10 protein-coding genes are annotated in these 7,946 nt (G+C 63.7%); 5 read left to right on the top strand and 5 right to left on the bottom strand.

Annotated features, from left to right (window positions below):
* Positions 1–30 precede the first annotated feature (30 nt).
* From moaE to dmeF, 5 genes are all read right to left on the bottom strand, one after another.
* Entirely contained in the window at positions 31–492 is a 462-nt protein-coding gene (moaE, locus tag Q8Q83_RS13715; RefSeq protein ID WP_305624599.1) for a molybdopterin synthase catalytic subunit MoaE, read from the bottom strand.
* A gap of 2 nt (positions 493–494) precedes the next feature.
* Positions 495–737: a MoaD/ThiS family protein gene (locus tag Q8Q83_RS13710; protein WP_305624597.1), complete on the bottom strand. Its 243-nt coding sequence runs from the start codon at positions 735–737 to the stop codon at positions 495–497.
* Positions 734–1,210 carry a cyclic pyranopterin monophosphate synthase MoaC gene (gene moaC / locus Q8Q83_RS13705; protein ID WP_305624595.1) on the bottom strand — a complete coding sequence of 159 codons (477 nt, stop codon included), beginning with the start codon at positions 1,208–1,210 and terminating at the stop codon, positions 734–736. Before moaC ends, Q8Q83_RS13710 begins: the two co-directional genes overlap by 4 nt.
* A gap of 313 nt (positions 1,211–1,523) precedes the next feature.
* Positions 1,524–2,915 carry a PhoH family protein gene (locus tag Q8Q83_RS13700; RefSeq protein WP_305624593.1) on the bottom strand — a complete coding sequence of 464 codons (1,392 nt, stop codon included), beginning with the start codon at positions 2,913–2,915 and terminating at the stop codon, positions 1,524–1,526.
* A gap of 303 nt (positions 2,916–3,218) precedes the next feature.
* Positions 3,219–4,196: a CDF family Co(II)/Ni(II) efflux transporter DmeF gene (dmeF, locus tag Q8Q83_RS13695; RefSeq protein ID WP_305624592.1), complete on the bottom strand. Its 978-nt coding sequence runs from the start codon at positions 4,194–4,196 to the stop codon at positions 3,219–3,221.
* A 124-nt stretch (positions 4,197–4,320) separates the two neighbouring features.
* Here dmeF and yaaA point away from each other — a divergent pair, with 124 nt between their 5' ends.
* The 5 genes from yaaA to Q8Q83_RS13670 all read left to right on the top strand — a co-directional run bounded on the left by yaaA (position 4,321) and on the right by Q8Q83_RS13670 (position 7,846).
* Positions 4,321–5,100 carry a peroxide stress protein YaaA gene (gene yaaA, locus Q8Q83_RS13690; RefSeq protein ID WP_305624591.1) on the top strand — a complete coding sequence of 260 codons (780 nt, stop codon included), beginning with the start codon at positions 4,321–4,323 and terminating at the stop codon, positions 5,098–5,100.
* Positions 5,101–5,103: 3 nt separating this feature from the next.
* The gene (locus tag Q8Q83_RS13685) at positions 5,104–5,568 is read left to right on the top strand and encodes a multidrug transporter (protein ID WP_305624589.1); all 465 of its coding nucleotides are present in this window, start codon (positions 5,104–5,106) and stop codon (positions 5,566–5,568) included.
* Positions 5,569–5,610: 42 nt separating this feature from the next.
* Positions 5,611–6,441: an SDR family oxidoreductase gene (locus Q8Q83_RS13680; RefSeq protein ID WP_305624587.1), complete on the top strand. Its 831-nt coding sequence runs from the start codon at positions 5,611–5,613 to the stop codon at positions 6,439–6,441.
* Between the two features lie 113 nt (positions 6,442–6,554).
* On the top strand, positions 6,555–6,947 hold the full coding sequence (locus Q8Q83_RS13675) for a hypothetical protein (protein ID WP_305624585.1): 393 nt from the start codon (positions 6,555–6,557) through the stop codon (positions 6,945–6,947).
* 41 nt (positions 6,948–6,988) lie between these two features.
* Positions 6,989–7,846 (top strand): DMT family transporter, encoded by an 858-nt coding sequence (locus Q8Q83_RS13670; protein WP_305624583.1) that lies wholly within the window; start codon positions 6,989–6,991, stop codon positions 7,844–7,846.
* Positions 7,847–7,946 lie beyond the last annotated feature (100 nt).

Raw genomic sequence — 7,946 nt, 5'->3', positions numbered from 1 at the left:
CTGAAAGTCTGCTCCCGGATTGCATCCGGGCTACGTTCTCCGGGGCTTCCAGCGCTCGGCCGCGGCCTGATCGCTGCACCGCCCCTCGACCCAGCGCGGGCCTTCGCCGGTGTCTTCCTTCTTCCAGAACGGCGCGCGGGTTTTCAGGTAGTCCATGATGAAGTTGCAGGCATCGAAGGCCCCCTGGCGGTGAGCGCTCGTGGTGCCGACGAAGACGATCGGCTCGCCCGGCTCCAGGCGGCCGATGCGGTGGATGATCTCGATATTCAGCAGCGGCCAGCGCTGCGCGGCTTCCTCGGCGATCTTGCCCAGGGATTTCTCGGTCATGCCGGGAAAGTGCTCGAGAAACATGCCGCCAACTTCGCGGCCCTCGTTGAAGTCGCGCACATAGCCGACAAAGCTGACCACCGCGCCTATGCCGAGATTAGCGGCATGCAGAGCGTTGAGCTCATGGCCCGGATCGAAGGGTTGCGACTGGACGCGGATGGCCATATTCAGCCCCCGGTGACGGTGGGAAAGAAGGCTACTTCATCACCGGCCTGCACCGGCTCGTCGAGGCTGCACAGTTCCTGATTGCGCGCACACATCAGGTTCTGTTCGGCCAGCACCTGCCACACGCCACCGCGGCTCAGCAGGTGCTGGCGCAGCTGCTCCAGGTTGCCGAACTCGCCACTGACCTGCTCGCCATCCAGGCCCAGGGCCTCGCGGTAACGGGCGAAATACTGCACGCGGATCATGCCAGTTCCCCTGCAACGAAGTGGCCGCTCTTGCCGCCGACCTTCTCCAGCAGACGCACGCTTTCGATGACCATGCCGCGGTCCACCGCCTTGCACATGTCATAGATGGTCAGCGCGGCGACGCTGGCGGCGGTCAGGGCTTCCATCTCCACCCCGGTCTGCCCGGTCAATTTGCAGCGCGCGGTAATGCGCACGGCATCCACGCCCTCGGGCGTCAGCTCGACCTTGACGCTGGTTAGCATCAAGGGATGGCACAGCGGGATCAGGTCGGAAGTCTTCTTCGCCGCCTGGATGCCGGCGATGCGCGCCACGGCGAATACGTCGCCCTTGGGGTGGTCGCCTTGGGCGATCATCTGCAGGGTTTCCGGGCGCATGCGCACCAGGGCTTCGGCCACGGCTTCACGGACGGTCAGGGCTTTGTCGCTGACGTCGACCATATTGGCGCGACCTTGGGAATCGAGATGGGTTAACACGGGCAGGCTCCAGGCGGGTATCGACCGATTGTAAACCCAGGGGTCAAGTTTCGGCACCCGTGAATACCCGGTGATCAGACTAAAGGGCGGACGCGGCTGAAGGGCTATGGCTATGCCCAGTTGCGTGTTGAACCTTTGTAGGTTGGGCTGAGAAGCGCAGCGACGAAGCCCAACGGTGCTGCTGCGAGCACCGCCCTTGCCACCCAGTTGTACCTTGTTGGGCTTCGCGCAGCTCAGCCCAACCTACGATCCGGCGGGATCCGCCGCAGCCCCGCCCTGCAGGGTGGCTGCAAGGCGGACGCGGTGAAAGGTTTTACATATGGGTTTCGGCGTATTCGGCCAGCACCGAGCGCGGCACCCCTTGCAGGGTGATATGCACGCCGTGCTGGAAGTCCTTGAAGCGCTCGGTGAGGTAGGTCAGGCCCGAGCTGGGCGCCGACAGGTAGGGCGTATCGATCTGTGCCAGGTTACCCAGGCACACCACCTTGGAGCCGGTGCCGGCGCGGGTGATGATGGTTTTCATCTGGTGCGGGGTGAGGTTCTGGCATTCGTCGATCAGGATCAGGCTCTGCTGGAAGCTGCGCCCGCGGATGTAGTTGAGGGATTTGAACTGCAGCGGCACCTTTTGCAGTATGTAGTCGACGCTGCCATGGGTGTTCTCGTCGTCCATATGCAGCGCTTCCAGGTTGTCGGTGATGGCGCCGAGCCAGGGCTCCATCTTCTCCGCCTCGGTGCCGGGCAGGAAGCCGATTTCCTGATCCAGGCCCTGCACGCTGCGGGTGGCGATGATGCGCCGATAACGCTTGGTGACCATGGTCTGCTCGATGGCCGCCGCCAGGGCCAGGATGGTCTTGCCCGAACCGGCGGCGCCGGACAGGTTGACCAGGTGGATATCCGGATCGAGCAGGGCATACAGCGCCAGCGACTGATACACATCACGCGGGCGCAGGCCCCAGGCCTCCTGGTGCATCAGCGGCTCCTGATGCAGGTCGAGAATCAGCAGTTCCCCCGCCTGAATGCCCTTGATCCAGCCGACAAAGCCTTGTTCGTCGATGATGAACTCGTTGACGTGCACCGCCGGCAGGTTGTCGATCAACTTCACGCGGTGCCAGGTACGGCCGTGATCCTGGCGGGTTTCCACCGTGCTCACGCGGTCCCAGAAGGAGCCGTCCATATTGTGGTAACCCTGGGACAGCAGGGATACGTCGTCGACCAGCTGGTCGGTGTGGTAGTCCTCCGAATCGATGCCGCAGGCGCGCGCCTTCAGGCGCATATTGATGTCTTTGGTCACCAGCACCACGGACATCCCCGGCCGGCGTGTTTTCAGCTCCACCAGCTGGTTGATGATCTTGTTGTCGTTGAGGTCTTCCGGTAGCCAGGTGATGGGCGACGCGCTCTTGCTCATCAGGATCGAGAGGTAACCGCAGGGGCCGCTCTTCTCGCGCTGGATGGGCACGCCATGCTCCACTTCCTCCGGGGTCGCCACGCCGAGTATCTTGTCGATCAAGCGGATGGCCTGCCGGCACTCGACCGCCACCCCTTGCTTACCGGTCTTCAACTTGTCCAGCTCTTCCAGCACCGTCATCGGGATGGCGACGTGGTGCTCCTGAAAGTTCAGCAAGGCGTTGGGATCGTGGATCAGCACATTGGTGTCGAGGGCGTACAGGGTTGGTGCGGTGGGCTTGGAGCGTCCGTGGTCATCCATACTCGGTCACCTTTTGTAGTAGCCAAGCGACGCAATACCAGTGCAGTGCTGCGCCGCGGGGGGCCGCCGACATCTCAGATGGGGGCTGAGAAGGTGCAAGCAAGGTGAGGGCCAAGGGTCGCCACCTGTCTGCAGGGTTCGGCGGTCTTGTCTCTTAAATACTCCAAAACAGATGACAGACAAACGTATTTTTAAGCTTTCTTGGCTTTATTTATCGGGCCCGAAAATAGCGCTTGGCGACCTGCCCGGGCGCCGGTAAAGTCGGAAGTCCCATCGGCTTTCGAGCCAGCAGATTTTTTCCATTCAGCCCCGCTCCGCTCCCTGCACATCGGCGCAGCGATTGACCTCCACGGTCACGTGCACCAGCTCGCGAATCCCCGCCAGGCGCGCCTTGTAGCGATCCGCCGAGGCCTCGCCATGGGTCACCAGGCTGACGATACAGGCGAACTGCACGCGACCGACACGCCATAGATGCAGGTCGGCCAGTTCGGTGTCCGCCTCCTGCGCCAGGGCGCTGCGAACCCGCTCGACCAGCGGGCTGTCCATCTCGCGGTCGAGCAGCACCTTGGCGGTTTCCAGCAGCAGGCCCTTGGCCCACAGCGCGATGATCAGCGCGCCGATCACACCCATCAGCGGGTCGAGCCAATCCCAGCCGAATAACCAGCCGCCGAGCAGCGCCACTATGGCCGCCACCGAAGTCAGGGCATCGGCCAGCACATGGATAAAGGCGGCGTGGCGATTGAGGTCTTTGCCGGCTGCCGGCTGCGGATGGTCGTGATCGTGATCGTGATCGGCATGGTTGTGGCTGTGTGCATGGGCATGCTGATGCTGATCGCGCAGCAACCAGGCCGAGACCAGGTTGACCAGCAGGCCGACCACCGCCACCCCCAAGGCCAAATCGAAGGCAATCCGCTGCGGTTGCCACAGTCGCCACAGCGACTCGAACGCCAGCATGGCCACCACCACCAAGAGCAGCAGGGCACTGGCGAAGCCGGCCAGCACCTCGATCTTCCAGGTGCCGAAGGCAAAGCGCGGGTCCTGGGCATAGCGCCGCGCCAGCAAATAGGCCAGGGCGGTCAGGCCGATGGCGAGCATATGCGAGGCCATATGCCAGCCGTCGGCCAACAGCGCCATGGAGTTGAAGGCATAACCGGCGACTATCTCCACCAGCATGCACACCCCGGTCAGCGCCGCCACCCGCCAGGCTTGGCGTTCGGCGCTGGTTTCCAGCGGGCGGTAATCGTGGGAAGGCTCCCAGCGGGAATGGTTGCAGGCGGTCATGGCAGCTCCTTGGCGGATTCGACCTGGGCAAACTACAACCCCGTGGCGGCCCCCAGGTCAAGCGATCTCCACCCTCGTCAATGCCACTGTTAGAATCGCGCCCATACTTTTAGGAGCAGTGTTTATGTTGATGGTGATTTCCCCGGCCAAGACCCTCGATTACCAGGCGCCGCCGGTGACCCAGCGCTATACCCAGCCCGAACACCTCGAACACGCCCAGGATCTGATCAACCAGTTGCGCGACTTCAACCCGGCGCAGATCGCCGAGCTGATGCACCTGTCGGACAAGCTGGCCGGCCTGAATGCCGCGCGCTTCGGCAGCTGGACGGCCAAGTTCACGCCAGAGAACGCCAAGCAGGCACTGCTGGCGTTCAAGGGCGACGTCTATACCGGGCTGCATGCCGAGGACTTCAGCGAGGCCGATTTCGATTTCGCGCAAGCGCACCTGCGCATGCTCTCCGGCCTGTATGGCGTGCTGCGCCCGCTCGACCTGATGCAGCCCTACCGCCTGGAAATGGGCACCAAGCTGGCCAACCCGCGAGGCAAAGACCTCTATGCCTTCTGGGGCGAGCGCATCAGCGGCTGGCTTAACCAAGCCCTGGCCGCCCAGGGCGACGAGGTGCTGCTCAACCTGGCCTCCACCGAATACTTCGGCGCGGTCAAGCGCAAAGCCCTGAACGCGCGGGTGATCGACACCGAGTTCAAGGACCTGAAAAACGGCCAGTACAAGATCATCAGCTTCTACGCCAAGAAAGCCCGCGGCCTGATGGCCCGTTACGTGATCAAGGAGCGGCTGAAAAACCCAGAAGGCCTTAAGGATTTCAACGCCCAGGGTTACCGCTATTCGGCGGAACACTCCAAGGCTGATAATCTGGTATTCCTGCGCGACCACCCCGAGGCCTGATTGATGCTGATCGGCGCGATTCTGCTACTGAGCTGGCTGATCCTGCTGCTGCGTTACCCCGGCAAGGCCCTGCCCATTTCCCTCGCCGCCCTGACCGGCCTGGCCCTGGTGGCCAGCTGGGTGCTCTGGCAGGAAAGCCGCGAGAACCGCCACCTGGCCCATCTCGAACTGCGCCTGAGCTACGCCCCGGATACTTGCCCGGCGGATCGCCCGCTAGCCCTCGAACTGCAGAACGGCAGCAGCGCGGCCCTGCTGGAGCTGCACTGGCAGATCGCCGCCTACCGCCCCGGCGACAGCGTTAATCTGGCCGAACGTCTGTACGATTCACCGCGCTACAGTGGTCCCGGCGAACTGCTGCCCGGCGCCAGCTGGCACAGCTGCCTGCCGCTGCCGACCTTGCGCCGCGGCTACCGCGCCAGCACCCTGGAATTTCGCGCCGAACAGCTGCACGGCAGCTTTAGCCGTTAATATCCGCTGCCTCACGCTCAAGACAACTACAAGGAAGCCCGTATGAGCCAACCCACTGTCCTGATCACCGGCTGCTCCAGCGGCATCGGCCGCGCCCTGGCCGAGGTCTTCCAGCAGGCCGGCTATAGCGTCTGGGCCAGCGCCCGCAAACCGGCCGATGTTGCAGAGCTGAGCGCCGCCGGCTTCCACGCGGTCGAGTTGGACGTCAACGATGGCCTGGCCCTGGGCCAACTGGCCGAACGCCTGAAGGCCGAAGCTGGCGGCCTCGATGTGCTGATCAATAACGCCGGTTACGGCGCCATGGGCCCGCTGCTGGATGGCGGCGTCGAGGCCATGCGCAAGCAGTTCGAAACCAATGTGTTCGCGCTGATCGGCGTGACCCGCGCCTGCTTTCCGCTGCTGCGCCAAAGCCGCGGCCTGGTGGTGAATATCGGCAGCGTCTCCGGCGTGCTGGTCACCCCCTTCGCCGGCGCCTACTGCGCCTCCAAGGCCGCGGTGCATGCCCTGACCGATGCCCTGCGTCTGGAACTGGCGCCCTTCGCCATTGAGGTGATGGAAGTGCAGCCCGGGGCCATCGCCTCCAGCTTCGGCGCCAACGCCAGCCAACAGGCCGAACAGCTGATCGACCAGGCCTCGCCCTGGTGGCCGATCCGCGAGGGCATCCGCGCCCGCGCCAACGCCTCGCAGGACAACCCCACCCCGGTCAGCCAGTTCGCCCGCCAGCTGCTGACCGCCGTGCAACGCCGCAAGCGCCCCAACCTGCTGCGCCTGGGCCATGGCAGCCGCAGCATGCCGCTGCTGGCCGCGCTGGTGCCCAAGCGCCTGCTGGAGGCCGTGCTGAAAAATCGCTTTGGCTTAAATCGCAGCCTGTAGGCTGGGCCGCTCAAGCTGAGGATCGAGTCAGCGCAGCTGGCGCGGCGTAACCCGGCGCTGCCAGCTGCTACTTGGCAAGCCGCGCAGCAGCCTATTCTGCAGGGAGAGGCACCATGCAACCGCCCGCGACAGCCCCCACCAGCGTCCCCATTAGCCGCCTGGCCCTAAGCGGTGTGGCGGCCGTGCTAGTGCTCAACCTGCTGCTGCGCACCTGGGTCAAACTCGGCGGCGTACTGACCACGCTGCTGATCGCCGCCACAGTCGCCGGCGCCATGGCCCTGTGGTTCGCCTGGCGCCACCGCCGCGCGCCCATGCCGAGCGAGAGACACCATCTGCTCTGGCTCTATGGCGGCGTACTGGGTTTGCTCTACCTGGGCCTGCTGGGGATGATGATGCTGAAAGACGAGCCCGGGCCCATGGGGCTGCTGATCTTTGGGTTGCACTACTTCAGCTACCCGTTATTTGCCTGGCTGGTTTTTGCCAAGGGTTTTGGCCGGCGGCATTAGTGAGTGCAGCAACCCAGGTGCTATTCCAAGGGAGTCGAAGCATGTCATATGCCCGCATCATTAGCATGACCCTGCTGGCCTTGATCGCCTTCGCCGCCAATTCTCTGCTGTGCCGAGCAGCGCTCGCCCACACCAGTATTGATGCAGCCAGCTTCACCAGCATTCGACTGCTTGCAGGCGCGTTGATGCTCTGGCTTATCGTGCGAATCAGAGGCGGCGCATCGCTTGGCCAAGGCAACTGGTTATCGGCTGTGGCCTTGTTTGCTTACGCTGCCGGGTTTTCCTTTGCCTATATCACCCTGCCCGCGGCAACGGGGGCGCTGCTGCTGTTTGGCGCGGTACAAGCCACGATGATTGGTTATGCCATCTGCAGGGGCGAGCGCCTCCTTGCACCTCAGCTTATCGGGCTATTGCTGGCGGTTGCCGGGCTTGTCGGCCTGCTTCTGCCGGGCCTATCCGCGCCGCCGCTATTCGCTTCGACCTTGATGCTGGGCGCAGGGGTTGCCTGGGGGATTTACTCTTTGCGTGGAAAAGGCGCAGGCGACCCCATCAAAGTAACCGCCGGTAATTTCCTGCGTGCCATACCCATTGCCCTTGTCCTGAGTACAGTGATGAGCGGCGATGCCGCCCTGCAGCACGCAGGGGTCGGCTACGCCGCTGCATCAGGAGCACTGGCCTCTGGATTGGGCTATGCCATTTGGTACACCGCGTTACCTGCATTGAAAGCCATCACTGCCGCCACAGTGCAACTCAGTGTGCCGCTACTCGCCGCACTGGACGGCGTGGTTTTTCTGGGCGAACACATCACCTTGCGCCTGATCTTGGCAGCGCTAGCCATTATTGGCGGCATCGCCTTGGTGATTCTGGCAGGACAGCGGGCCAAACCAGCCCATCCGTAGCGCGATAACCTGGATGACTGCCGGTCGAATACGGCCCTCCCGCCCACCGCCCACCGCCCACCGCCAACCGGAAAGACGCCCCGCGTCGCCTTCGTGCTCG

It is taken from the genome of Pseudomonas sp., assembly GCF_030696055.1.
Classification (GTDB): domain Bacteria; phylum Pseudomonadota; class Gammaproteobacteria; order Pseudomonadales; family Pseudomonadaceae; genus Aquipseudomonas.
This window is presented reverse-complemented; position numbering and strand designations above follow the sequence as displayed.